At 25.1% G+C, this 24,845-nt stretch carries 29 protein-coding genes and 1 other RNA gene; 18 read left to right on the forward strand and 12 right to left on the reverse strand.

The genetic code is table 4. The annotated features are described in order from the left end of the window. Positions 1-102: 102 nt before the first annotated feature. On the reverse strand, positions 103-1,053 hold the full coding sequence (locus tag AAHJ00_RS04405) for an IS30 family transposase (RefSeq protein WP_342223547.1): 951 nt from the start codon (positions 1,051-1,053) through the stop codon (positions 103-105). Positions 1,054-1,595: 542 nt separating this feature from the next. Between AAHJ00_RS04405 and AAHJ00_RS04410 the strand changes: the two genes are divergently transcribed. Together AAHJ00_RS04410 and AAHJ00_RS04415 are read left to right on the forward strand one after the other, a co-directional pair. Continuing rightward, positions 1,596-1,928 carry a hypothetical protein gene (locus tag AAHJ00_RS04410; RefSeq protein ID WP_342223548.1) on the forward strand — a complete coding sequence of 111 codons (333 nt, stop codon included), beginning with the start codon at positions 1,596-1,598 and terminating at the stop codon, positions 1,926-1,928. Positions 1,929-2,564: 636 nt separating this feature from the next. Next, positions 2,565-3,515, forward strand: a complete 951-nt coding sequence (locus tag AAHJ00_RS04415; protein WP_342223549.1) for an IS30 family transposase — start codon at positions 2,565-2,567, stop codon at positions 3,513-3,515. Positions 3,516-3,701: 186 nt separating this feature from the next. Here AAHJ00_RS04415 and AAHJ00_RS04420 read toward each other — a convergent pair whose 3' ends face one another. Beyond that, positions 3,702-3,854, reverse strand: a complete 153-nt coding sequence (locus AAHJ00_RS04420; protein ID WP_342223550.1) for a helix-turn-helix domain-containing protein — start codon at positions 3,852-3,854, stop codon at positions 3,702-3,704. Positions 3,855-3,911: 57 nt separating this feature from the next. Here AAHJ00_RS04420 and AAHJ00_RS04425 point away from each other — a divergent pair, with 57 nt between their 5' ends. Further along, positions 3,912-4,043 carry a hypothetical protein gene (locus AAHJ00_RS04425; protein WP_342223551.1) on the forward strand — a complete coding sequence of 44 codons (132 nt, stop codon included), beginning with the start codon at positions 3,912-3,914 and terminating at the stop codon, positions 4,041-4,043. Here the strand turns inward: AAHJ00_RS04425 and trmB are convergent. From trmB to secG, 7 genes are all read right to left on the reverse strand, one after another. Continuing rightward, a complete protein-coding gene (trmB, locus tag AAHJ00_RS07930; RefSeq protein WP_425288850.1) occupies positions 4,002-4,316 on the reverse strand; it encodes a tRNA (guanine(46)-N(7))-methyltransferase TrmB in 315 nt (104 codons plus the stop codon). The two genes, AAHJ00_RS04425 and trmB, sit on opposite strands and share 42 nt — an antisense overlap. Further along, entirely contained in the window at positions 4,304-4,561 is a 258-nt protein-coding gene (locus AAHJ00_RS04430; protein ID WP_342223552.1) for a hypothetical protein, read from the reverse strand. The genes trmB and AAHJ00_RS04430 overlap by 13 nt, the downstream gene beginning before the upstream one ends. Before the next feature lie 16 nt (positions 4,562-4,577). Continuing rightward, positions 4,578-6,005, reverse strand: coding sequence for a magnesium transporter (gene mgtE / locus AAHJ00_RS04435; RefSeq protein WP_342223553.1), 1,428 nt, complete (start codon positions 6,003-6,005; stop codon positions 4,578-4,580). Positions 6,006-6,287: 282 nt separating this feature from the next. Then, positions 6,288-6,698: a transfer-messenger RNA gene (gene ssrA / locus AAHJ00_RS04440) on the reverse strand. 20 nt (positions 6,699-6,718) lie between these two features. Next, positions 6,719-7,156 carry an SsrA-binding protein SmpB gene (gene smpB, locus AAHJ00_RS04445; RefSeq protein WP_342223554.1) on the reverse strand — a complete coding sequence of 146 codons (438 nt, stop codon included), beginning with the start codon at positions 7,154-7,156 and terminating at the stop codon, positions 6,719-6,721. After that, the gene (gene rnr / locus AAHJ00_RS04450) at positions 7,147-9,294 is read right to left on the reverse strand and encodes a ribonuclease R (RefSeq protein WP_342223555.1); all 2,148 of its coding nucleotides are present in this window, start codon (positions 9,292-9,294) and stop codon (positions 7,147-7,149) included. The genes smpB and rnr overlap by 10 nt, the downstream gene beginning before the upstream one ends. A 60-nt stretch (positions 9,295-9,354) precedes the next feature. Beyond that, positions 9,355-9,609, reverse strand: a complete 255-nt coding sequence (gene secG / locus AAHJ00_RS04455) for a preprotein translocase subunit SecG (protein WP_342223556.1) — start codon at positions 9,607-9,609, stop codon at positions 9,355-9,357. Between the two features lie 317 nt (positions 9,610-9,926). On the opposite strand from secG, the gene AAHJ00_RS04460 reads away from it, so the two are divergent. Both AAHJ00_RS04460 and AAHJ00_RS07935 read left to right on the forward strand, forming a co-directional pair. Continuing rightward, complete coding sequence (locus AAHJ00_RS04460; RefSeq protein ID WP_342223479.1) at positions 9,927-10,379, forward strand: transposase family protein; 453 nt, start codon at positions 9,927-9,929, stop codon at positions 10,377-10,379. Next, positions 10,364-10,702 (forward strand): transposase family protein, encoded by a 339-nt coding sequence (locus AAHJ00_RS07935; RefSeq protein WP_425288889.1) that lies wholly within the window; start codon positions 10,364-10,366, stop codon positions 10,700-10,702. Before AAHJ00_RS04460 ends, AAHJ00_RS07935 begins: the two co-directional genes overlap by 16 nt. Here the strand turns inward: AAHJ00_RS07935 and AAHJ00_RS04465 are convergent. Further along, entirely contained in the window at positions 10,699-11,649 is a 951-nt protein-coding gene (locus AAHJ00_RS04465; protein WP_342223557.1) for an IS30 family transposase, read from the reverse strand. The genes AAHJ00_RS07935 and AAHJ00_RS04465 overlap by 4 nt on opposite strands. Before the next feature lie 67 nt (positions 11,650-11,716). Between AAHJ00_RS04465 and AAHJ00_RS04470 the strand changes: the two genes are divergently transcribed. The 8 genes from AAHJ00_RS04470 to AAHJ00_RS04505 all read left to right on the forward strand — a co-directional run bounded on the left by AAHJ00_RS04470 (position 11,717) and on the right by AAHJ00_RS04505 (position 16,723). Further along, positions 11,717-12,292: a hypothetical protein gene (locus AAHJ00_RS04470; protein ID WP_342223558.1), complete on the forward strand. Its 576-nt coding sequence runs from the start codon at positions 11,717-11,719 to the stop codon at positions 12,290-12,292. 13 nt (positions 12,293-12,305) lie between these two features. Beyond that, positions 12,306-12,632, forward strand: coding sequence for a hypothetical protein (locus AAHJ00_RS04475; protein ID WP_342223559.1), 327 nt, complete (start codon positions 12,306-12,308; stop codon positions 12,630-12,632). A 9-nt stretch (positions 12,633-12,641) separates the two neighbouring features. Further along, positions 12,642-12,887 (forward strand): hypothetical protein, encoded by a 246-nt coding sequence (locus tag AAHJ00_RS04480; RefSeq protein ID WP_338968823.1) that lies wholly within the window; start codon positions 12,642-12,644, stop codon positions 12,885-12,887. A gap of 222 nt (positions 12,888-13,109) precedes the next feature. After that, complete coding sequence (locus AAHJ00_RS04485; RefSeq protein ID WP_342223560.1) at positions 13,110-13,277, forward strand: hypothetical protein; 168 nt, start codon at positions 13,110-13,112, stop codon at positions 13,275-13,277. A 23-nt stretch (positions 13,278-13,300) separates the two neighbouring features. Beyond that, positions 13,301-15,115: a hypothetical protein gene (locus tag AAHJ00_RS04490; RefSeq protein WP_342223561.1), complete on the forward strand. Its 1,815-nt coding sequence runs from the start codon at positions 13,301-13,303 to the stop codon at positions 15,113-15,115. Between the two features lie 56 nt (positions 15,116-15,171). Then, complete coding sequence (locus tag AAHJ00_RS04495) at positions 15,172-15,567, forward strand: hypothetical protein (RefSeq protein ID WP_342223562.1); 396 nt, start codon at positions 15,172-15,174, stop codon at positions 15,565-15,567. A gap of 77 nt (positions 15,568-15,644) precedes the next feature. Next, positions 15,645-15,809 carry a hypothetical protein gene (locus AAHJ00_RS04500; RefSeq protein WP_342223563.1) on the forward strand — a complete coding sequence of 55 codons (165 nt, stop codon included), beginning with the start codon at positions 15,645-15,647 and terminating at the stop codon, positions 15,807-15,809. Then, a complete protein-coding gene (locus AAHJ00_RS04505; protein ID WP_342223564.1) occupies positions 15,785-16,723 on the forward strand; it encodes an integrase core domain-containing protein in 939 nt (312 codons plus the stop codon). The genes AAHJ00_RS04500 and AAHJ00_RS04505 overlap by 25 nt, the downstream gene beginning before the upstream one ends. A 113-nt stretch (positions 16,724-16,836) precedes the next feature. Here the strand turns inward: AAHJ00_RS04505 and AAHJ00_RS04510 are convergent, their stop codons facing one another. Further along, the gene (locus AAHJ00_RS04510; protein WP_342223565.1) at positions 16,837-17,628 is read right to left on the reverse strand and encodes a hypothetical protein; all 792 of its coding nucleotides are present in this window, start codon (positions 17,626-17,628) and stop codon (positions 16,837-16,839) included. A gap of 130 nt (positions 17,629-17,758) precedes the next feature. On the opposite strand from AAHJ00_RS04510, the gene AAHJ00_RS04515 reads away from it, so the two are divergent. The 4 genes from AAHJ00_RS04515 to AAHJ00_RS04530 all read left to right on the forward strand — a co-directional run bounded on the left by AAHJ00_RS04515 (position 17,759) and on the right by AAHJ00_RS04530 (position 23,472). After that, on the forward strand, positions 17,759-18,670 hold the full coding sequence (locus AAHJ00_RS04515; RefSeq protein ID WP_342223566.1) for an IS30 family transposase: 912 nt from the start codon (positions 17,759-17,761) through the stop codon (positions 18,668-18,670). A gap of 489 nt (positions 18,671-19,159) precedes the next feature. Continuing rightward, positions 19,160-21,286 carry a hypothetical protein gene (locus AAHJ00_RS04520; RefSeq protein WP_342223567.1) on the forward strand — a complete coding sequence of 709 codons (2,127 nt, stop codon included), beginning with the start codon at positions 19,160-19,162 and terminating at the stop codon, positions 21,284-21,286. Between the two features lie 269 nt (positions 21,287-21,555). Further along, positions 21,556-22,378 (forward strand): IS5 family transposase gene (locus AAHJ00_RS04525; protein ID WP_342223496.1). Its coding sequence is split into 2 segments (ribosomal slippage): positions 21,556-21,953 and positions 21,952-22,378, totalling 825 coding nucleotides; the frame shifts between segments, so codons are not numbered across the junction. A gap of 143 nt (positions 22,379-22,521) precedes the next feature. After that, complete coding sequence (locus AAHJ00_RS04530) at positions 22,522-23,472, forward strand: IS30 family transposase (RefSeq protein WP_342223478.1); 951 nt, start codon at positions 22,522-22,524, stop codon at positions 23,470-23,472. A 126-nt stretch (positions 23,473-23,598) separates the two neighbouring features. Here AAHJ00_RS04530 and AAHJ00_RS04535 read toward each other — a convergent pair whose 3' ends face one another. Continuing rightward, positions 23,599-24,372: a UPF0236 family transposase-like protein gene (locus AAHJ00_RS04535; protein WP_342223568.1), complete on the reverse strand. Its 774-nt coding sequence runs from the start codon at positions 24,370-24,372 to the stop codon at positions 23,599-23,601. Positions 24,373-24,613: 241 nt separating this feature from the next. On the opposite strand from AAHJ00_RS04535, the gene AAHJ00_RS04540 reads away from it, so the two are divergent. Beyond that, entirely contained in the window at positions 24,614-24,841 is a 228-nt protein-coding gene (locus tag AAHJ00_RS04540; protein WP_342223569.1) for a hypothetical protein, read from the forward strand. Positions 24,842-24,845: the final 4 nt, after the last annotated feature.

Genomic DNA, 24,845 nt, shown 5'->3' on the forward strand with positions numbered 1-24,845 from the left:
AATACTTATGGATTTTATTAAATGTGTAAATTTTGACACAACAAAAAATTATTTTATTATTTAAATTTAATTTTAAATGCCAAATTGTAAAGTTAAGTGCAACTAAATTATTTTTCTAACCAAATATTCGATTGGTGAAAGATAATTTAGTATTTTTCTTGGTCTTTGGTTTAAAGACAATATAAATTTATGAACTGCATTTTTAGTAGTATTTGAAAAATTAAATTTTTTAGGAAATTTTTCTCTAATTAAACCATTAGTATTTTCATTAGTACCTCTTTGTCAAGGCGAATACGCATTAGCAAAATAAATTTTCACATTTAAATTTTTTTCAAGTTGTTGTCAATTAGAAAATTCTTTACCCCTATCAAATGTTATAGTCTTAACAAGATTATTTGGAAGAATTGATAAATAATGGCTAATGTTTTCGTTAACAACTTTAGTAGTTCTATTTTCAACTAACATTGCTAAAGTAAATCTTGATGTTCTTTCAACTAAAGTTATTAAACATGATTTACTTTTACCTCGTGATGATACTACAGTATCACCTTCTCAATGACCAACAGTTATACGATTATTAACATTAATATTTCGTTCTTTAATTGATTTACCATTAAATTTACCGCGATTTTCTTGAGATTTTCGTTTCTTACCTTTTCTTCTTAAATTTTTATTAGTAACTTTTTCAAGTAATCCAGAATAAATTCAATTGTAAATTGTTTTAAAACTAATAATTCATTCTTTATGAAAATTTTTAATTCTGCCATAAATTTGTTCAGGCAATCAACCTAATAGTAATTTTTGTTGTACATATTTTACTAATTCTCTATTTTTAAACTTATGAAAATAAACATGTGATTGTTTTCTGTTTTCTGCTTTATTTTGTGCAATTAATAAAAAATAATGATTACTATCTTTATTTCTATTGACTTCTCGAATAATAGTACTAATACTTCGATTAAGATTTTTAGCTATTTCACTAATTTTTACTTTAAACTTCAATTGATTCTCAATATAAATTCTTTCATATATGCCAAGATGTTTGTAACCCATATAAAAACTCCTTGCTTTGTTTTTTCTAAAATAAACTTAGCATCATGAAATTTTTATATGAGATTTTTTGCAATTTTATTTACTTGCACTTACAAGTATAATTCAGCATTAATAAAGTTAGTTTAATTTTATTAATTAAAATACCTACCTCCTTTAAAAAATTATTGTTAAGAGGAGCATTCTTACTGGTCTAAAATGTCTGTGTTACCTTACATACTTTTGATATGTTGTAGAAACCATATACATATGACAAGATTTTGGTTTCTACAAACTTGCTGTTAATTAATAAATAAATACGAACTCATTTATTTATTACAAGAAATATAAGGTTAAATTAATATTTATTATTTTTAGTTATGCCTTGTATTTTTTTGTGCCTTGTTGTTGATAAACTAAGTTTTTTAGTAAACGAAGTTTACTAACAAGTTATGTTAATTTAGTTTAAAGAAAGAGTTTAAAGAGAAATATATTGAACTAAGTTAAAAGACTAAGTTAAATATAACTAAGTTAATATAACTAAATATTGTAAGGGTGGTATGTATATGAGAAATATTGAAAATATTTTTTTAAATACTGAAAAATATCTTTTGAAAGAAACGCAAAATGCAGTACTTATTAAAGCACCAGCAATTCCCTGATTGTATGAATCTACTGGTATTTGGTTTTCAAAACGATTTGTTTATAAAGGAAAATATGAGAATTCTATTTGTATCGGAATAATTAAAGATGGTGAGTATCAGTTGGTTTTAGTTAATAATAAGAAAGGTCAAGAATCTAGTTTGATTTTAGGTCATGAGTTGTTAGGTTTTTTTGTTGCGGAGAAAAAGATTGCTAAAAAGGATGTAAGTTTTAATTATTTTAAAAATTCATTTTAAAGGTGTTTTAAGGCATTTTAAGAATAGAGGTAAAGAAAAATATAGTTTAAAAAAATTTAGGTTGGTTTTTAAGGTGTTTAAACGGTGCGGAAAGCGTATGCTCCGCCCGTTAATTATCAATGTTAGTTTGAGTTATTTAACTAAGTTATTGCATTTTTTGATTTAATGTAGTAAAAAAATTAATTTTGGAGTTTTAGAAATGAAAATGTGAGTTAGTGTGGATGAGCCTGGCAAAGATTATTGTCAAGAGTTTATATATTAGACTTGGTACATAACTATAACATTTTATGCCGACTAAACTATAAAATTCATTTTTATCTTTGTATTTATCTAACATTTGTATTTCATCTAAAAAATAATTATCAAAATAGTAGATAAAATTAAAGGTTATGTACCAAGTCTATTCTATTAATAAAAAAACCGGATTAGAACAAAAAATTTGAGCGTCTAAATCTGCAGTTGATTCTGTTAGAACTGATTTAGTTGGTGATAATTGACTTTGTTTTGATTTTGTTGAACATAATTGTTTGCTGAATTATACTTGTAAGTGCAAGTAAATAAAATTGCAAAAAATCTCATATAAAAATTTCATGATGCTAAGTTTATTTTAGAAAAAACAAAGCAAGGAGTTTTTATATGGGTTACAAACATCTTGGCATATATGAAAGAATTTATATTGAGAATCAATTGAAGTTTAAAGTAAAAATTAGTGAAATAGCTAAAAATCTTAATCGAAGTATTAGTACTATTATTCGAGAAGTCAATAGAAATAAAGATAGTAATCATTATTTTTCATTAATTGCACAAAATAAAGCAGAAAACAGAAAACAATCACATGTTTATTTTCATAAGTTTAAAAATAGAGAATTAGTAAAATATGTACAACAAAAATTACTATTAGGTTGATTGCCTGAACAAATTTATGGCAGAATTAAAAATTTTCATAAAGAATGAATTATTAGTTTTAAAACAATTTACAATTGAATTTATTCTGGATTACTTGAAAAAGTTACTAATAAAAATTTAAGAAGAAAAGGTAAGAAACGAAAATCTCAAGAAAATCACGGTAAATTTAATGGTAAATCAATTAAAGAACGAAATATTAATGTTAATAATCGTATAACTGTTGGTCATTGAGAAGGTGATACTGTAGTATCATCACGAGGTAAAAGTAAATCATGTTTAATAACTTTAGTTGAAAGAACATCAAGATTTACTTTAGCAATGTTAGTTGAAAATAGAACTACTAAAGTTGTTAACGAAAACATTAGCCATTATTTATCAATTCTTCCAAATAATCTTGTTAAGACTATAACATTTGATAGGGGTAAAGAATTTTCTAATTGACAACAACTTGAAAAAAATTTAAATGTGAAAATTTATTTTGCTAATGCGTATTCGCCTTGACAAAGAGGTACTAATGAAAATACTAATGGTTTAATTAGAAAAAAATTTCCTAAAAAATTTAATTTTTCAAATACTACTAAAAATGCAGTTCATAAATTTATATTGTCTTTAAACCAAAGACCAAGAAAAATACTAAATTATCTTTCACCAATCGAATATTTGGTTAGAAAAATAATTTAGTTGCACTTAACTTTACAATTTGGCATTTAAAATTAAATTTAAATAATAAAATAATTTTTTGTTGTGTCAAAATTTACACATTTAATAAAATCCATAAGTATTAACCTAATAAAAGTTAGAAATTACTATATAGTATTTTTTATTTACAAATAATTTGTAATTATTTTAATAAGTAATGCAAGAAGTCTAATGATTACTATCTTTATTTCTATTGACTTCTCGAATAATAGTACTAATACTTCGATTAAGATTTTTAGCTATTTCACTAATTTTTACTTTAAACTTCAATTGATTCTCAATATAAATTCTTTCATATATGCCAAGATGTTTGTAACCCATATAAAAACTCCTTGCTTTGTTTTTTCTAAAATAAACTTAGCATCATGAAATTTTTATATGAGATTTTTTGCAATTTTATTTACTTGCACTTACAAGTATAATTCAGCTTGTTTAATAAATTTCTTTTCATACTCTGTTAAAAACATACTAGACAAAACATCTTGCTCTTGAACTAATAATTCTCAATAAGAATTCACTCCTCAAACTATTAACAGTAAAGTCAAACAATATTGCATTATCAGTACGAATTAAAATTTTGCCAGCATTAACAAGAATATTTTTATATGCTAATAAAAAATTAGGATGCGTTAACCTTCTTTTATAATGTTTTTTCTTTGGTCATGGATCAGAAAAATTAAGATATATTTCAGTAATTTCATTAATAGCAAATATATTTAAAATATTACTAGCCTCAATTTGAACAAATTTTAAGTTATTAGGAATTTTTTCTAATGCCACCACTTTTTTAATGCTACCATTAATACTACTTCCGACTTTTCAATGGCAATAAAATTTATCATTGGATATTTATGTGCCATAGCAATAATAAAGTCTCCTTTACCACATCCAATTTCTAAATGACAAGGTTGACTATTATTAAAAATTTTTGATGCTCAATTACCTTGATAAGTTTGTGGTTCTTGAATAACAATTTGATAATTATTTTTTAAAAATATTTTTGCTTGCGGTTTATTTCGTAATCTCATATTATTCTCCTATCTATTAAGTAACAAAAAATAATAAAGCGATAGAAAAAAAGATTGTTGTTGATACACAGTCAATAATAGTCGTTACCAAAGGAGCCGCCATAACAGCTGGATCCAATCTTAATAATTTTGCAATAATTGGTAAAATTCCTCCCGCTACTTTAGAAATAATAATAACGATTCATAATGATAATGAAATTGTAATCATTGAAGCTCACTGATCTCAATGTAAAACACCATGATATTTAATAAGATTAATAATAATCATTCTAATAAAGTTAAAGCAAATTAAAATTAAACCAACAAAAAAAGATATTCTTAACTCTTTCCAAACAACTTGCCCATAATCTTTAACTGTAACATCACCTAATGATAATGCACGCACAATAGTCGTTGATGCTTGACTTCCAGAATTTCCTCCAGTATCAGCAATAATTGGTAATAACGGTACTAATAAAGTTAAAAACTTATTAGATAAATCACTACTATTTTTATTAGCACCAAATAAAGGTAAAAAAGCATCAATAACTAATTCCGAAAAAGTAGCTGACACTAATAAAAATAACAACCAAAATATTCGCGAACGAACAATTCTTCAAACCGAAGTTTTTAAATATAACATCTCAGTTGGTTTAATCGCAGCTAACTTTTCAATATCTTCTGTTGCTTCTTCTTCCATAACATCTAAAATATCATCAACAGTAATAATTCCAATTAACACATTTTGCTTATTAACAACAGCAACTTCATTTAAATCATATTTTTGAACAATATTAGCAACTAATTCTTGATCACTATGAGCATCAACACTAACAACATTAGTTTCCATTACACTATTAACTTCTTCCATGCTATTAGCAAAAACTAAATTTCTTAAACTAATAACTCCTAATAACTTATTCTTATTATCAGTAACATAATACTTATCACTATTTTCTGCTCTTTCACCAAGTTGTTTCACTTTTTCCAATGCTTGACCAACTTTCTCATGTTGAAGCAACTGCACAAAATCAACTGACATAATTGAACCAGCACTATTTTCTTCATAATTTAATAAGATATTAATTTCTTTTCTTTTATCACGCGATGCATTGATAATAAGCTTTTTAACAACTTCTTCAGGTATTTGTTCTAATAATTCAACAATATCATCAGCATATAATTGATTAACAATTTGCGTTATTTCCGTATTATTTAACTCATTTAATAACATTATTTTTATTTCCGTATCAAGATTAATAAAAACTTCACTAGCTATTTTTGAATCTAACAAACGAACTAAATACAAGACTTCACTAAGATTTTCCATTTTATTAATTACATCAGCTAAATCAGCACTATGCAAATTTTTTAAAATTTTTTCTAAACTTTTTTTATCATTAATATTAATTAATTTTTGCAAATTGCTAATATTTATTTGCAATAAAGACTTATTAATAGACACTAGCAATTTACCTCACAATTATGTTATTTTACTATTTATGCAATAGACTTGGTACATAACCCTCAATTTTATCTACTATTTTGATAATATTATTTTCTAGATGAAGCACAAATGTTAGATAAATATAAAGATGAAAGTGAATTTTATAGTTTGGTAGGTGCAAAATGTTATAGTTATGTACCAAGTCTAATATTAATTATATCTTGTTTAACAATAAAAGTCTTTTGTTATTTAACAATAAAATAAAAAGTAAACAATAAGTTTACTTTTTATTTATATTTATGGTGGAGATGGTGGGAATTGAACCCACGTCCAAAAATAAGTCCCAATTAACATCTACAGTTTATTTTATTCAAAAAAAGTTCATTAAAGAAAAATATGAATAAACAAGTAATATCTCTAACTAGTTAATAAAATTTCAATATTGCTTATTAACATCACAATATCTAGTTTATCAAGTATCAACATTAAACTAGCCTAGATAAACTTACGCTAAAATAATGTGCTATTTATATCCTTTAAAAGGTTGAATTAAGCAACTAATGTTGCCCCAACAAAGTTATGATTTAACATATATGTTGGAATAGCTTGATGTTCTTTTTTGTTTCCGGTTTTAACACCTCGAAGTAGATAAGGTTTACCACACCACTGCAGTTAATTGTTTGTTATTCCTGTCGAATCCATTACACCCCCATAAATTTATTATATCAAATTTATGAAATCTTTTGAATTTTTCGTTCCATATCGCGTTTTTTAACAGTCTCTCTTTTATCATAAAGTTTTTTTGCTTTTGCTAACGCAATTTCAATTTTAACTAAACCCTTACTATTAAAATATATTTTAGTAGGAACTAATTGTAAATTTTGTAATTTCATCTTCGCTTCCAACTTTAAAATCTGTTTTTTATGCAACAATAACTTTCTTGAACGATTCGGATCTGGTTTAGCACTTGATGCATAAGCATAAGTACTAATATGTAAATTCAAAATTAATGCCTCTTGATTTCTAATCAAAATATAACTTTCTTGTAATGATACATTAGATTCCCGTAAAGATTTAACCTCGGAACCTTGCAATTCAATTCCAGCTTCATAAGTATCTATTAATTCATAATTAAATCGTGCTTTACGATTTGAAGCAATTATTTTCATTGTTTAACCCTACCATTACTATTATTAGAATCTTTAAGGATAAAATCAATTTTTCTTTCTAACTTACTAGCTCACTTAACCTCAATGTTAACAATTTGTCCAAGATAATATTCTTTTCTTGTTCTTTCACCAACTAATCGCATTGTTTTTTCATTATAGTTATAATAATCATTTCGCATATCACTAACACGAATCAATCCTTCAATAGTATCTTCTAATTCTACAAAAATCCCAAAATTAGTAACTGAACTAACAATTCCCGAAAATCTTTTTCCAATTTGTGTTTCCATATACTCAGCTTTTTTCATTTGTTCTACTGCTCTTTCACATTCTAATGCTTTCAATTCGAAAATACTAGACTGTTCTGCTTGATTTTGTAAAATCGGTGCATACTTATCAACAATAACATTATTAATTTGTTTCTCAAAAAGATATTTTTTTAACATCCGATGAACAATTAAATCTGGATAACGACGAATTGGTGATGTAAAATGAGTATAACAGTTACTTGCTAAACCAAAATGCCCAATATTATTAATATCATAACGAGCTTTTTCCATACTTCGTAAAAACAAAGTAGCTACAACTTGAAATCAAGGTTTATCTTTAATATTTTCCAAAGTTAATTGCAAATCTTTAGCATAAACATTTTCAACTTTACCCTTAATGTTATATCCCATTATTTTTAATATATTATACACTTCTTTTAATTTTTTAATTTTTGGTTTATCATGAATCCGATAAATAAATGGCAAATTCATTCAATAAATAGTGCTAGCAACAGTTTCATTAGCACGAATCATAAAATCTTCAATTAACATTTCTGCTGTTGCCCGATTTCTCAAAATAATATCACTAATTTTGCCATTTTGATTAATAACTAATTTAGCCTCATTTAAATTAAAATCAATAACTCCAGCTTGCTCTTTATAATTTCTTAAAATATGATGTAAATCACGAGCAATTAAAAGCATTTGATAAATTTCGGGATGAGTTTTAATAAAATTTGGATTCTGATTACTAAAAGCTAAATTCACTTCATCATACGACATTCTTCGCTTAGTTTTAATAACTGCTGGATATATTTCATTACTAATAGTTTCACCAACAGGATTAATTTCCATTTCACAAACTATCGTTAACCGTATCTCATTTTCATTTAAAGAACAAATACCATTTGATAATTGTGGTGGTAACATCGCAATAACACGATCAACTAAATAAATAGAAGTTCCCCTAATAAAAGCTTCTTTATCCAAAGCACTATTCTCAGTAACATAATGTGCCACATCAGCAATCGCAATAAATAATTTATAATTTCCATTATCCAACTTAACAACACTAATAGCATCATCTAAATCTTTAGCATCACTACCATCAATAGTAATAAATAAATTATTTTGTAAATCTCTCCGCCCAATTAATTCTTCAGCCATTACCAATGGAGAGATTTTTTTTACTTCATTTAATGTTACATCATCAAATTTTGTCTTAACAAAAAACTCGTGAACAACAGCGATAACATCAATTCCCGGAGTATTAACATTACCAATAATATCCTGAATTTCCAATGATACTAATTGATTTTTACTAACGGACACTATTTTAGCAATAACAATCGTATCAACAATTGCAATACTTAAATTAGTAATTACAAGAACTAAATGTTGCAATTTAATATTATTAATTTTTAAAAACTTTGTTTTAGTTGTTTCATTAAAACAAACAGTAGCAACAACAGTAGTTAAAGGCCTTTTTAATACTTCAATTACCAAAGCCTCAAAATGTCGAGCATCATTTTGTTTAATATTTTTAGTAGTAAATAAAACTTCATCCATATCTAAACAACCATTTAAGTCTTGTGATTTAACAAAATACTCTTGATTATCTTTAGTTTTAATAAAACCAAAACCCTTAGAATGTAGTTGAATAATACCAGTAAGCAATTGATTTTGTAAATTTAAGGAATATTTATTACTATTATTAACTTTTAAAATATTATTAATTTTTAATTCCTTAAGTTCCAACACCATTAATTCATATTGTTCTTCATTAGTAATTTCAAGATAATTACTAATTTCTAATTTTGAAAGGGGTCGCTTTTCATTTTTTAAAATATTTAAAATTTTTTGTTTCATATACTCTCCATCAGTCATTAAACTATTAGAGTTTTCAAGAACTAATAGTTTAAATAAAAATTATAAAGTATTTTCTAAAATTCTAATAATCATTGAAAGAACAAATAAACAAGATCCACAACCTAACATCATAAATGATAAAGTTCGTGAAAGTCCTCGCTCTTTAGTTTGTGCAAAAAGCTCTTGATTACCACCGCTTAATGCCCCTAATCCTGCTTGCGTTTTCTTTGGCTGTAATAATCCAATAACAATCATTACAAAACCAATAGTTAAAAGAATAATCTCAAAGATTAATAAAATATTTTGTTTACTCATATATTAAACCTCTACTTTTATAAATTTTAATAATTACCTTGTAAATTATATCATAATCTATCATATATGTTTTATGACAATTATTTTACGGGCACGTTTAGTTTTCTTAGGTATTGCTTTGAAGAAGTAAAACAATCAGCTAATTATATTATTTAATTACTAAACCAACCCCGCCTTTCTTGTTATTGTTCTTTTTATTCATTACCATTCTATCATATTATTGAATTTTTACACAATAGACTTCTTGCATTACTTATTTATTAAACAAAATTCCTATAAAATATATTTAAAATAGAAATTATAAGGAATTTAAGATTATGAAATTTGATAAATTTAATTTTATTAATGATAAAGAATTATTACGATTAACTGGAATAAAGCAAAGTACTTTTAATAAAATGTTAAATATTTTAAAAGAAGCTGAGTTAAAAAAGTTTAAAAGAGGTGGTAAAAATAATAAATTATCATTAGAAAATAGATTATTGATGACTTTATCATATTGACGAGAATATCGTACTTATTTTCATCTTGGTAAAAGTTTTGATATTAGTGAAGCTAGTTGTTATCGAAATATCAAGTGAATTGAAGATATTTTAATCAAACATCCTGATTTTCAACAACTTGCTGGTAAAAAAGCATTAATAAATGATTATTTTAATGATAAAACAATTATTATTGATGCTACAGAAACACCCATTCAACGCCCAAAAAAAGACAAAAACAATCTTATTCAGGAAAAAAGAAAAAACACACTATTAAAACACAAGTAATTATTGAAAAAGAAAGCAAAATAATTATTGCAACAAATTTTTCTCTCGGCAAAAAGCATGATTTTTGTTTATTTAAAGAATCAAAAATCCCAATTTTAAAAAATACTAAATTAATAGTTGATAATGGTTATCAAGGAATACAAAAAATTCATAGTAATGTTCTAATACCTAAGAAAAAAACAAAGAAAAACCCTTTAAATAAAGAACAAAAACATAATAATAAATTAATTTCAAAAATGAGAATTATTATTGAAAATATTTTTGCTATTCTTAAAAAATTTAAAATTATTACTGAGCCAAATTGTAAAGTTAAGTGCAACTAAATTATTTTTCTAACCAAATATTCGATTGGTGAAAGATAATTTAGTATTTTTCTTGGTCTTTGGTTTAAAGACAATATAAATTTATGAACTGCATTTTTAGTAGTATTTGAAAAATTAAATTTTTTAGGAAATTTTTCTCTAATTAAACCATTAGTATTTTCATTAGTACCTCTTTGTCAAGGCGAATACGCATTAGCAAAATAAATTTTCACATTTAAATTTTTTTCAAGTTGTTGTCAATTAGAAAATTCTTTACCCCTATCAAATGTTATAGTCTTAACAAGATTATTTGGAAGAATTGATAAATAATGGCTAATGTTTTTGTTAACAACTTTAGTAGTTCTATTTTCAACTAACATTGCTAAAGTAAATCTTGATGTTCTTTCAACTAAAGTTATTAAACATGATTTACTTTTACCTCGTGATGATACTACAGTATCACCTTCTCAATGACCAACAGTTATACGATTATTAACATTAATATTTCGTTCTTTAATTGATTTACCATTAAATTTACCGCGATTTTCTTGAGATTTTCGTTTCTTACCTTTTCTTCTTAAATTTTTATTAGTAACTTTTTCAAGTAATCCAGAATAAATTCAATTGTAAATTGTTTTAAAACTAATAATTCATTCTTTATGAAAATTTTTAATTCTGCCATAAATTTGTTCAGGCGATCAACCTAATAGTAATTTTTGTTGTACATATTTTACTAATTCTCTATTTTTAAACTTATGAAAATAAACATGTGATTGTTTTCTGTTTTCTGCTTTATTTTGTGCAATTAATGAAAAATAATGATTACTATCTTTATTTCTATTGACTTCTCGAATAATAGTACTAATACTTCGATTAAGATTTTTAGCTATTTCACTAATTTTTACTTTAAACTTCAATTGATTCTCAATATAAATTCTTTCATATATGCCAAGATGTTTGTAACCCATATAAAAACTCCTTGCTTTGTTTTTTCTAAAATAAACTTAGCATCATGAAATTTTTATATGAGATTTTTTGCAATTTTATTTACTTGCACTTACAAGTATAATTCAGCATAAAGAAAATGATAGGGTAACCCAAGGGTTACAAGAATATTTCGCTTCGGCTCGCCAATTTACCCACATCGTATTAGCAAGCGGACAACGAGCCGAACATATATGAGTTAAAGTTCGTGATATTGCGAATTCAATAATTGTTGGCATTAGAAAAAAACCGGTTAGTATCTTTCGTCCTTATTTACAAGTTATTTATGGCACTTTTAAATCGGTGAGCGAATACGAACAATGACGATTAACTTTAATTAATGCTAAAAATGATAAAAAAGGTCGCAAAATCAAGTATCGTAGCATTCCGGAATTAGACATTTATTTCTTTAAATTGAAAATTCCGATGTCAATCTTAAATCTTTACGATAATAAATATTTATCATTCTTGCGTGAATTAAGTAATCGTGCTTTGAATGATAAATATCAACATAAATTTTGAAATGATAATGTAATGGATATTGAAGCATTAGAATATTTAAAAATGGAAAAATTCAGCAAGATACTTACTAAGTTAAAAAATAATCTGAAGAAGAAAAACAAGTAAAGGGGTTTAAAAAATGGAAAACTTAGAAAAAATGGCCAGCTTGATTGGCGATATGTTTTATAAAGTTTTTGATTTAATTTGAATTTTAACCATTCCTGGAACAGATATTCGCATTATTATTTTTCCGCTAATTATGCTTGTGATAAATCTTGTAATTGGTGGCATTTTAGGTATTCATATTGAACGACCAAAAGTTGGTTTTCATAAAAAATATCGAAAATCAGTTGCTAATTGAGGAACTAAAAAACAATCATCTAGTGGTCCAATTAAGAAATTTAGTGGTAATAGTCCTAAAAACAGACCGTGAGTTAACCAACACGGACGGCGAATAAAAAGGTAGGTTTAGAAAATGTTTAAATTAATAATATTATTTATTCTTGTTGCTGTTTTTTCTATTTTTGCTTTAAACGACTTTTTAGGTTTATGAGCCTATGTGCGTGAGGGTTTAGAATATTTTAATAAAGTTCTATCAAGTAATATTAAAATTTTAGATTTGTTTAAACCAATGATAAGGTTATTTTCCCAACATCCGATTTTCCAAATTTTAGGAACGATTTGTATTTTATCAACCATATATTTAATTTTAAGGAGTTAAAAAATGAAAAAGTTAAAGAAAATATTAAGTATTAAATGATTTAAAAGCATTTTAGGTTTTATGCGTTTTTTTATTATATTTCATACTGTTATGGTTATAATTTGAGTATTTTTAACAAGAATTCGAACTAACACAGTTGAGTTTTTTAAAGATTTTATATTGTTTGATTTTCAAAATGTATTTTTTAAAGTGTATTTTTGATTATTAATGGTTTATTTGTTAATGACAGTTGTTAAGTTAATTATTAAGCGTTTTTATTTTAATAAAGTAGTTAGAAAACATCAAAAAGAAGTTATTAATATTTCTGAATGTCCATTATATTATGAATATAAATTTTCTCATGCTTTTAAAGCAATAAAAGAGAGTTTTAAGTCGTGATGAGATGAATAAGATTATTTCTTGATTTATTTATAATGTTTATTGGTTTAGTTCCTCTAGGTGCCTTCTTTGATACAAAACAACCACCTAAACCTAATATGGAACAATTTTTTATGAAACGAGAAAAACGAGCTACAAATCCCAGTCAATGTGGTAATAGTTGTAATTTTGAGTTTTCTGAAATTTTGAATAGTAGTTTTACTCCTTCAACTTATAATTTAAAAGACGGATGATTAGATGTTGCTTTTGTTAAAAATCAATTACCTAATGATTTGGGCCCTGTTGGTAATTATATTTATTGGTCTATCGTAAAAACTGTTCGTGATTTTTATGAAAAAAATTTTACTAGTATTGAACATAATGAATATTATATTGATAAAATCATTAATGTTAAGATTACATTTACTAAAAATAAAGATTTAACTTTTAGTGAATATTTAATAACTTCATTTTCTGCCGAAATGCCTCCTTTACCAGAAAAAGATAACGAGCAACCATTACCAACCACAATAACTAAAAATGATGGTGAGTATCAATATAATCAGTTTCAAGATAAACTAGATTATTTGATGATACAACGCCGAGATTTTGATAAATTTAATTACAGTTACTTATATTGAGTCCCGATTTTTAATTTCTTTGACGATAATTTTAAATATATGAGTGAAATTTCAATTAAATTAAATGGTTTTAAACAAAATAGTAAATTTGGTTTAAGTCGCAAAAATTCATATCCGCCTGGTTTCATTGAAAAAGTTATTTTTAGAGAACTTTCCTTTTCTAGTTTTGGTGATGTTATTACTATAAAAACTGAGCATGGTAGCATTGTGGGTAATAATGAGTTTTTAGAAAATGGTAAATCACTTTGAAAATCTGGTTCGCGAACAAGTTTTGGAGGAGATTTTATTAATACTTTTTTTGGACAAGTTAATTATTATGGTAACACCTTCCATTTTTTACGCTATGATGACAAATTAAAATTTGATTTTAAAGATTTTATGCTTCATTATCAAAAAAATTTAACTATTAATTTCATTAATGATTTATTTAACAAAATTTATAAAGTTTTAGGTGGTTTTTTCGTACAATTCTTTTATGCAAGTTTTGATACAGATGCCTCTACTTATGTAGAATTAGATTACAAAGGGATGCAACAAATTCCTAAAAATGTTTTACAGATGGGTTTTTTCTATCGCTCCTTAATTACTTTTTATCCCAAACAGTATTTAATTAACTTTGGTTCAACAACAGAAAATAGTAAGAATATGATTTTTCGTTCCTATTTCTTTGTTAAAGATAAACAAATTGCCAATGGTTTTAATACTGGTAAAAGTTCTTATCAAATAGATTTTAATGTGTTAAAAGCATATGATAATCAATTATGAAACTCCACTAGTAATAAACTGCATTTTTATAATGCTAAAGTCGATGTAATGTATGGAATTAATATTTTTACACTGACTTTCCCACTATATAAAAAGAAAAATCAAAGCACTGAATATCATTATTCTTTATACGATTTTAATATTTTGAATTCAACAGCTTTTATTGGCGGCGGAATAAGTGGTAATATGGATGACTTAATTCCTACGCCCAACTGTTCTTATTGAGGTTTATTTAGTGCAATATCTTGTGGTATTCAGCACGCTTCTGTTAGTGTGTTGAATTGATTACTTGGTCTTTCAGGGATTAATCTTTTAATCCGCCCCCTTGCCAATATTGCTAAAACAACGATTAATTTTACCAAAACTGCCTTTCCGGTATTTGAAGTTATTCCGGCGTTTCAGATGTTATTTGAATTTGTAGTACCATTAGCAATTTTGTTAATGATATTAAAAAAGTTCTCTTAAATATTTCTAATATTTTTATATAAAATATAATTCCTTTGAAAGGAGGATTTTTATTTATGTGAAAATTTTTATCAGCTTTAAATTTAGTATGTATAATGTTTATTTCTGGGTGTAGTAAAAATAGCAATGATTTAAAAAAATATGATTTAGAATTTGTCGAAATTTTAAATAGTAGCTTTACTCCTTCAACTTATAATTTAAAAGACGGATGATTAGATGTTGCTTTTGTTAAAAATCAATTACCTAATGATTTGGGCCCTGTTGGTAATTATATTTATTGGTCTATCGTAAAAACTGTTCGTGATTTTTATGAAAAAAATTTTACTAGTATTGAACATAATGAATATTATATTGATAAAATCATTAATGTTAAGATTACATTTACTAAAAATAAAGATTTAACTTTTAGTGAATATTTAATAACTTCATTTTCTGCCGAAATGCCTTATTAATTTTAGTAATTTAATAACCATTCTTGAAAATCGTATTACAAAAAATACGATTTTCTTAATTTAAGGAGTTTAAAAAAATGAAATATATTATTTCCCAAGCTGATTTAGCAGATTTAAAAGCAAAAGTCCAAAGTTGATTAAGTACTAATTGTCGTAATCCTTATTACTATAAAACTAAAAAACGCATCACTGCCTATTTAAATTTATGTACTTATTTATGTATATGGAAGAAACTACTTTAACAAAACTTATTAAAAAATATTTTAAAGGTGCAACAAAAACTTTTTATCGTTGGGCACAAAAAATTATGACCGCTTATTATTCTGACAATTTAGATTTGTTATTGTTTAAAACCACAAAACCACAAAACCTTAATTATCAATATAGTTTAAATTCTCGCAAAAAAGTATGTGATTTATATTTTGATTACAAAAATATCAAAGCCGGTGGAATATGGTCTTTATTTAATAATTTAAAAATTGGTTTTCACGATACCAAAAATTCAGAAGTTCCTAAAAACATCAAAACTTTTTATCGCTGAATTAAATCTGACCCTCGTTGAAAAGAATTAAAACAACAAATCAAACAAACCAAACGCCATTTTAAGCGTTATGAAGTCTCTGAGATTGGTCTTTTACAAATGGATGCCAAAATTATTACCCCATCAAATTTTCCGGTTGATAAAAAATATTACATTTATGATTTCATTGACGAAATGACACGAATAGTATTTGGCTATGTTTATGATAGTTTAGGAACTAATAATGCGATTAATGCCGTGCAAAGAGCAATGAAAGATTTTAGTGAGCTTGGCATAACCATTAAACGCCTTCGTACTGATAATGCTCCAGAATTTACAACTACTAACTGAAGTAATAAGAAAGCATACAAAGTAAAAGAAAGGCCTTTTACAACCTTTCTTTCAAAAAATGGAATCATTCACGAGACGACGCCAATTCGTTCACCACAATCAAATGGTAAAATTGAACGATTCCATCAGCATTATACCAAGTTATTTTATTCTAATAACAAAAAACTAAACCAAAATGAACTTCAACATTATTTAAACAAATACTATTATTTTTATAACTTTGAACGCCCCCATTCATCATTAAACACTAAAACTCCATTTCAAACATTACAAAAATTTGTTTAAATTACGCTTGTATTTTTTAATTGAACAAGAAATTGAAATTTTTTATGTTAAAGCAACTACTTTTAAGATACTTAGTAAGTTTTTCATATTTTATTAAAATTAAATATTTGTATTTATGTATTTGTTGTAATACTTAAACGAAGATAATTTGTTATTTCAAGTCAAAATTTATCAATTTTTTCTTCTATTTTTTCAATTTTTAATTCGTTTTCTGAACTATTTTCATTTTCTAATTTATTATTTTTATCTTCAAGAATTTTAATTTTAGTTTTTAATCTTTCTACTTGAAAAGTAATATTTTCTTTCGACTTATTAACTTGATTAATATTAATATTATTAATTTCTTCTTTTATTTTATTATTTTTTTCAAAAAATTCTAATTCTTTTTTAGCTTTATCACAATTAATATTATTAATTTCTTCTTTTATTTTATTATCTTTTTTAATAAATTCTAATTGAACTTTTGAAATATCTGTTTGAGCATCTCAATATTTTACCTGAGCATCTTTAATTGCAATAGAATTAGCAATAGTTACTCCGGATAAAGCCGCATTTGTTGCACTATTTACAGCAGACGCGGTATTGCTTACAGCACCAGTAATATTATATGCAGCTTGACTTTTAGAATTAGGGGTATTAATAATGTGATTAACAACATCACCTGTGCTTACCGAGGGAGTGGGAGAAAGGTTAGGAAGGGTTTCGGTATTTATGCCAATAGATGAAGTAGTAATACCAATAGAATCAAGACCTAGAGCTCTTTTATTTCTACTTAATCTTTTTAGATTATTTGTCTGTAAATAATTAATTTCTTTTTTTGTTGGAGCTGGAGAGTTTCCAACAAGTCCGGTCATTCCGCTTCCGACGATGGTGATTGTCCCTAAGATTGATAATAATTTTTTCATATTAATTTAAGTCCTTTTCATGAATTTTCACTAATTAATAAAATTTACAACCTCTCTCTAAATAATTTATCTGTAATTTCTTTACCTTGGAATTTAATTATAAACTATTTTTTAAAACTTCCTTATAATTTTGTCGTTATTTATAAAAATTTTAAATAAAAAAATAAATCCATTCCTTTTTAAAAAACTTCTTGTACTTGTCATAAGTCTGTGGTATATTACAAATAAAGATAGTAATCATTATTTTTCATTAATTGCACAAAATAAAGCAGAAAACAGAAAACAATCACATGTTTATTTTCATAAGTTTAAAAATAGAGAATTAGTAAAATATGTACAACAAAAATTACTATTAGGTTGATCGCCTGAACAAATTTATGGCAGAATTAAAAATTTTCATAAAGAATGAATTATTAGTTTTAAAACAATTTACAATTGAATTTATTCTGGATTACTTGAAAAAGTTACTAATAAAAATTTAAGAAGAAAAGGTAAGAAACGAAAATCTCAAGAAAATCGCGGTAAATTTAATGGTAAATCAATTAAAGAACGAAATATTAATGTTAATAATCGTATAACTGTTGGTCATTGAGAAGGTGATACTGTAGTATCATCACGAGGTAAAAGTAAATCATGTTTAATAACTTTAGTTGAAAGAACATCAAGATTTACTTTAGCAATGTTAGTTGAAAATAGAACTACTAAAGTTGTTAACGAAAACATTAGCCATTATTTATCAATTCTTCCAAATAATCTTGTTAAGACTATAACATTTGATAGGGGTAAAGAATTTTCTAATTGACAACAACTTGAAAAAAATTTAAATGTGAAAATTTATTTTGCTAATGCGTATTCGCCTTGACAAAGAGGTACTAATGAAAATACTAATGGTTTAATTAGAGAAAAATTTCCTAAAAAATTTAATTTTTCAAATACTACTAAAAATGCAGTTCATAAATTTATATTGTCTTTAAACCAAAGACCAAGAAAAATACTAAATTATCTTTCACCAATCGAATATTTGGTTAGAAAAATAATTTAGTTGCACTTAACTTTACAATTTGGCATAATGATTAATAAATTTTTTCTCACAAGCAACATGCAAATATCATTTATCACTAAATAGATGTAAACACCAGCGACATATTTTATAATTTATCTTTCCTTTCAAAATTTAAAAACCCTTTTCATCGCAAGAATTACAGATTCCAACTGTATTTTTATTACCAATGACATAGCTTTCGCTGTCGCATTCAATACAAAATATTACTGCCAAAAGAAAACACCCCCTAAAAGTTTGTAGAAAACAAAATCTTGTCATATGTATATGGTTTCTACACAATATTTACAATTACTTATTGATATATATATATATATATATATATAATTGATTTATTCATTGGAAAGGAGTATTAATAAGATGTTTTAAAAATTATTAATATCTTAGATAATTTTTTATATTAACAAGTATAATATAGTTGTTAGTCAGCAATGACTAAAAGACAAAAATGAAAGGAAGGTTTAATCATAGATGATAAAATCAAATAAAAATATGTCAAGAATGCTAGTTGCATTAGCATTTACAATGTCACCAGTTTTTGCTGTTGCTGCTTGTAATACTAGTATTAAAGATGACCAAGCAAAAATAAAAACAGGAGACTTAAAAAAATTAAATATTATACCCCCTAAAATTGAAGTTTTTAATAATGTTAAAGACAAAACTGCTGTAACAACAGACGAAATTACTATTGTTGTGAATACAATTGTTAAAATTGCCATTGATCAAATTGTTACTAATGCTAATTTAATTGCTGATTATAGTATTAAAATTGAAAAAGATGGTGAAATAATTACTGGTACTTATGATTTGACAAGCAAAACTGTTCTTGATAGAACTTTTAATATTACAGTTCATAAAACTCAAACTGCAAAATTAAAAGGAATACACAAATCACAAAGCATTGTGTTTCCGAAATTAAAAGGAGCAAAAGAAGTTGTTGCCAAAGCAGATTTAAGTAAGTTAGAAGATATTGATTCTCCAATAACTGTTGAAGCCACTGAAAATACTAATACAAGTGATGCTAAAATTAAAACTGCTGTTGAAGCAAAAGTTTTAGAAGAAGTTAAAAAATTACCGAATGGACCTGCTGTTGAAGCCACTGATTTAGATATTACTGTGAAAAAAACAGATGGAAATGATTTAGATGCTACAACTAGTTTAGCAACGGAAATTACTGTAAATGTAGAAGTTAAAGCAAGTGATGATGGTGAAACAAAACTTGTAGGTACAAAAACTATTACTGTAAAAATTGCTAAAATTATACCAGAAGTGGTAAAAGCAGATTTAAGCACCTTAACAAATATTGATTCTCCAATAACTGTTGAAGCCACTGAAAATACTAATACAAGTGATGCTAAAATTAAAACTGCTGTTGAAGCAAAAGTTTTAGAAGAAGTTAAAAAATTACCGAATGGACCTGCTGTTGAAGCCACTGATTTAGATATTACTGTGAAAAAAACAGATGGAAATGATTTAGATGCTACAACTAGTTTAGCAACGGAAATTACTGTAAATGTAGAAGTTAAAGCAAGTGATGATGGTGAAACAAAACTTGTAGGTACAAAAACTATTACTGTAAAAATTGCTAAAATTATACCAGAAGTGGTAAAAGCAGATTTAAGCACCTTAACAAATATTGATTCTCCAATAACTGTTGAAGCCACTGAAAATACTAATACAAGTGATGCTAAAATTAAAACTGCTGTTGAAGCAAAAGTTTTAGAAGAAGTTAAAAAATTACTGAATGGACCTGCTGTTGAAGCCACTGAATTAGATATTACTGTGAAAAAAACAGATGGAAATGATTTAGATGCTACAACTAGTTTAGCAACGGAAATTACTGTAAATGTAGAAGTTAAAGCAAGTGATGATGGTGAAACAAAACTTGTAGGTACAAAAACTATTACTGTAAAAATTGCTAAAATTATACCAGAAGTGGCAAAAGCAGATTTAAGCACCTTAACAAATATTGATTCTCCAATAACTGTTGAAGCCACTGAAAATACTAATACAAGTGATGCTAAAATTAAAACTGCTGTTGAAGCAAAAGTTTTAGAAGAAGTTAAAAAATTACTGAATGGACCTGCTGTTGAAGCCACTGAATTAGATATTACTGTGAAAAAAACAGATGGAAATGATTTAGATGCTACAACTAGTTTAGCAACGGAAATTACTGTAAATGTAGAAGTTAAAGCAAGTGATGATGGTGAAACAAAACTTGTAGGTACAAAAACTATTACTGTAAAAATTGCTAAAATTATACCAGAAGTGGCAAAAGCAGATTTAAGCACCTTAACAAATATTGATTCTCCAATAACTGTTGAAGCCACTGAAAATACTAATACAAGTGATGCTAAAATTAAAACTGCTGTTGAAGCAAAAGTTTTAGAAGAAGTTAAAAAATTACCGAATGGACCTGCTGTTGAAGCCACTGATTTAGATATTACTGTGAAAAAAACAGATGGAAATGATTTAGATGCTACAACTAGTTTAGCAACGGAAATTACTGTAAATGTAGAAGTTAAAGCAAGTGATGGTGGTGAAACAAAACTTGTAGGTACAAAAACTATTACTGTAAAAATTGCAAAATTAATTTAATTTATTAAATAAAATTAATGAGAACATAAAATTTAAGTAGGGAAAGGACATAATGTTCTTTCTCTTTATTTTGTAAATATTTTATAGAAAAATAGTTTTTGTACCTACAAGTTTTGTTTCACCACCATCGCCACAAACAATTATTTTGTCATAATTAATATTTACATAATGTTTTTGTAATTCTTTAATAGACTTCTTGCATTACTTATTTATTAAACAAAATTCCTATAAAATATATTTAAAATAGAAATTATAAGGAATTTAAGATTATGAAATTTGATAAATTTAATTTTATTAATGATAAAGAATTATTACGATTAACTGGAATAAAGCAAAGTACTTTTAATAAAATGTTAAATATTTTAAAAGAAGCTGAGTTAAAAAAGTTTAAAAGAGGTGGTAAAAATAATAAATTATCATTAGAAAATAGATTATTGATGACTTTATCATATTGACGAGAATATCGTACTTATTTTCATCTTGGTAAAAGTTTTGATATTAGTGAAGCTAGTTGTTATCGAAATATCAAGTGAATTGAAGATATTTTAATCAAACATCCTGATTTTCAACAACTTGCTGGTAAAAAAGCATTAATAAATGATTATTTTAATGATAAAACAATTATTATTGATGCTACAGAAACACCCATTCAACGCCCAAAAAAGACAAAAACAATCTTATTCAGGAAAAAAGAAAAAACACACTATTAAAACACAAGTAATTATTGAAAAAGAAAGCAAAATAATTATTGCAACAAATTTTTCTCTCGGCAAAAAGCATGATTTTTGTTTATTTAAAGAATCAAAAATCCCAATTTTAAAAAATACTAAATTAATAGTTGATAATGGTTATCAAGGAATACAAAAAATTCATAGTAATGTTCTAATACCTAAGAAAAAAACAAAGAAAAACCCTTTAAATAAAGAACAAAAACATAATAATAAATTAATTTCAAAAATGAGAATTATTATTGAAAATATTTTTGCTATTCTTAAAAAATTTAAAATTATTACTGAAAAATATCGTAATCGTAGAAAACGATTTAGTTTAAGATTTAATTTAATTGCTTCAATTTATAATTTGCAATTATAGATAACATAAAATATTTATTTAAAATTAAATTTAAATGCTGAATTATACTTGTAAGTGCAAGTAAATAAAATTGCAAAAAATCTCATATAAAAATTTCATGATGCTAAGTTTATTTTAGAAAAAACAAAGCAAGGAGTTTTTATATGGGTTACAAACATCTTGGCATATATGAAAGAATTTATATTGAGAATCAATTGAAGTTTAAAGTAAAAATTAGTGAAATAGCTAAAAATCTTAATCGAAGTATTAGTACTATTATTCGAGAAGTCAATAGAAATAAAGATAGTAATCATTATTTTTCATTAATTGCACAAAATAAAGCAGAAAACAGAAAACAATCACATGTTTATTTTCATAAGTTTAAAAATAGAGAATTAGTAAAATATGTACAACAAAAATTACTATTAGGTTGATCGCCTGAACAAATTTATGGCAGAATTAAAAATTTTCATAAAGAATGAATTATTAGTTTTAAAACAATTTACAATTGAATTTATTCTGGATTACTTGAAAAAGTTACTAATAAAAATTTAAGAAGAAAAGGTAAGAAACGAAAATCTCAAGAAAATCGCGGTAAATTTAATGGTAAATCAATTAAAGAACGAAATATTAATGTTAATAATCGTATAACTGTTGGTCATTGAGAAGGTGATACTGTAGTATCATCACGAGGTAAAAGTAAATCATGTTTAATAACTTTAGTTGAAAGAACATCAAGATTTACTTTAGCAATGTTAGTTGAAAATAGAACTACTAAAGTTGTTAACGAAAACATTAGCCATTATTTATCAATTCTTCCAAATAATCTTGTTAAGACTATAACATTTGATAGGGGTAAAGAATTTTCTAATTGACAACAACTTGAAAAAAATTTAAATGTGAAAATTTATTTTGCTAATGCGTATTCGCCTTGACAAAGAGGTACTAATGAAAATACTAATGGTTTAATTAGAGAAAAATTTCCTAAAAAATTTAATTTTTCAAATACTACTAAAAATGCAGTTCATAAATTTATATTGTCTTTAAACCAAAGACCAAGAAAAATACTAAATTATCTTTCACCAATCGAATATTTGGTTAGAAAAATAATTTAGTTGCACTTAACTTTACAATTTGGCAAAAATAAAATAATTTTTTGTTGTGTCAAAATTTACACATTTAATAAAATCCATAAGTATTAACCTAATAAAAGTTAGAAATTACTATATAGTATTTTTTATTTACAAATAATTTGTAATTATTTTAATAAGTAATGCAAGAAGTCTAATTAATAAATCACGATAATCCATCGTATTTATTCGTTTACCAACTTTTAACATTAGAAAATGACCTCGTTTGTTTTCTAATTCTCTACGAGCATTTTTGTAATTTTTTTCTTTATGTCCGGTATGAAAAGTAACTAAACGAATTCTTTGGTCTTGTTTAACTTTCTGATCTAATGTCGCTAAAAATGTCTCATCTAGTTGAATATATAAATCCTTATTTTTAACATCAATTCTATTTTTAGTTTCTTTTTCTGCTAATTGAAAATATTCAGCAATATCGTATTTATTTAAAATATTTGAAATACTACCTTTTGAAATATAACAATGATTTAGAGCATCTAAAACATCGCGATAGCGTTTGCCATCACCCAGAAGACTTAAAACTTTAAATTGGACATCAAAATAAATGCGTTGTTTTGGCAATAAACCAATTTCTTTATCTAGTAAACATACATATTCAAATTTACCTGATTTTTGATTTCAATATTTATATCGGCGTCGTTTAAAAGTAACATCACCAAAAATTGTAATAATTGTTCTTAAAGCAAAATGAACTACTTTATAACCTTGTTTTAAGCGATAATGATATTTATATAAGTATTCATCTAATTTCTCATATTCGTTAGCTAATTGTTTACATTTATTGATGTACATATTTTTGTGGGTTGTAAATAAACTAAATCAATGCTTATTTTCTAGGGTTTTTAAATTATTATTAATTTCTAACATAAAAATCGCCTTTCTTGGTAGTAATTTTAACAAAGTTAAATTTTGTTAGTTTATTTTTCTTTTTTAAAGGTAAATGTTTTTCTAGAAGTAGTATTAAATATTCTGGAAAAATGATAGAAATTCTTATTTAATTATTTATAATTAATTTGTATTAATTAAATTGTAAAAATTTAAGGAAGGATGTTAATTGTTTAGTAAATTTTATTAATTAGTAAAAATTCATAAAAAGGATTTGGTTAATATGAAAAAATTACTTGGTTTATTAAGTACAATAACAATAGCGAGTAGTGGAGCGGCAGGAATTGTTGCTAATAGTCCAATGCCAATAAAAAAAGGAAAAACAATACAAAATAATGATAAATTAAATTTTTCTGAAACAATTAATTTAGGAAATTTAACTAGAAATAAAAGAGAAACAAATTCATTTGATGATTATTTAGAATTTAATAATAAATATGCCAAATTGTAAAGTT

The sequence above is a fragment of the Spiroplasma endosymbiont of Asaphidion curtum genome (genome assembly GCF_964031085.1).
Lineage (GTDB): Bacteria > Bacillota_I > Bacilli_A > Mycoplasmatales > Nriv7 > Nriv7.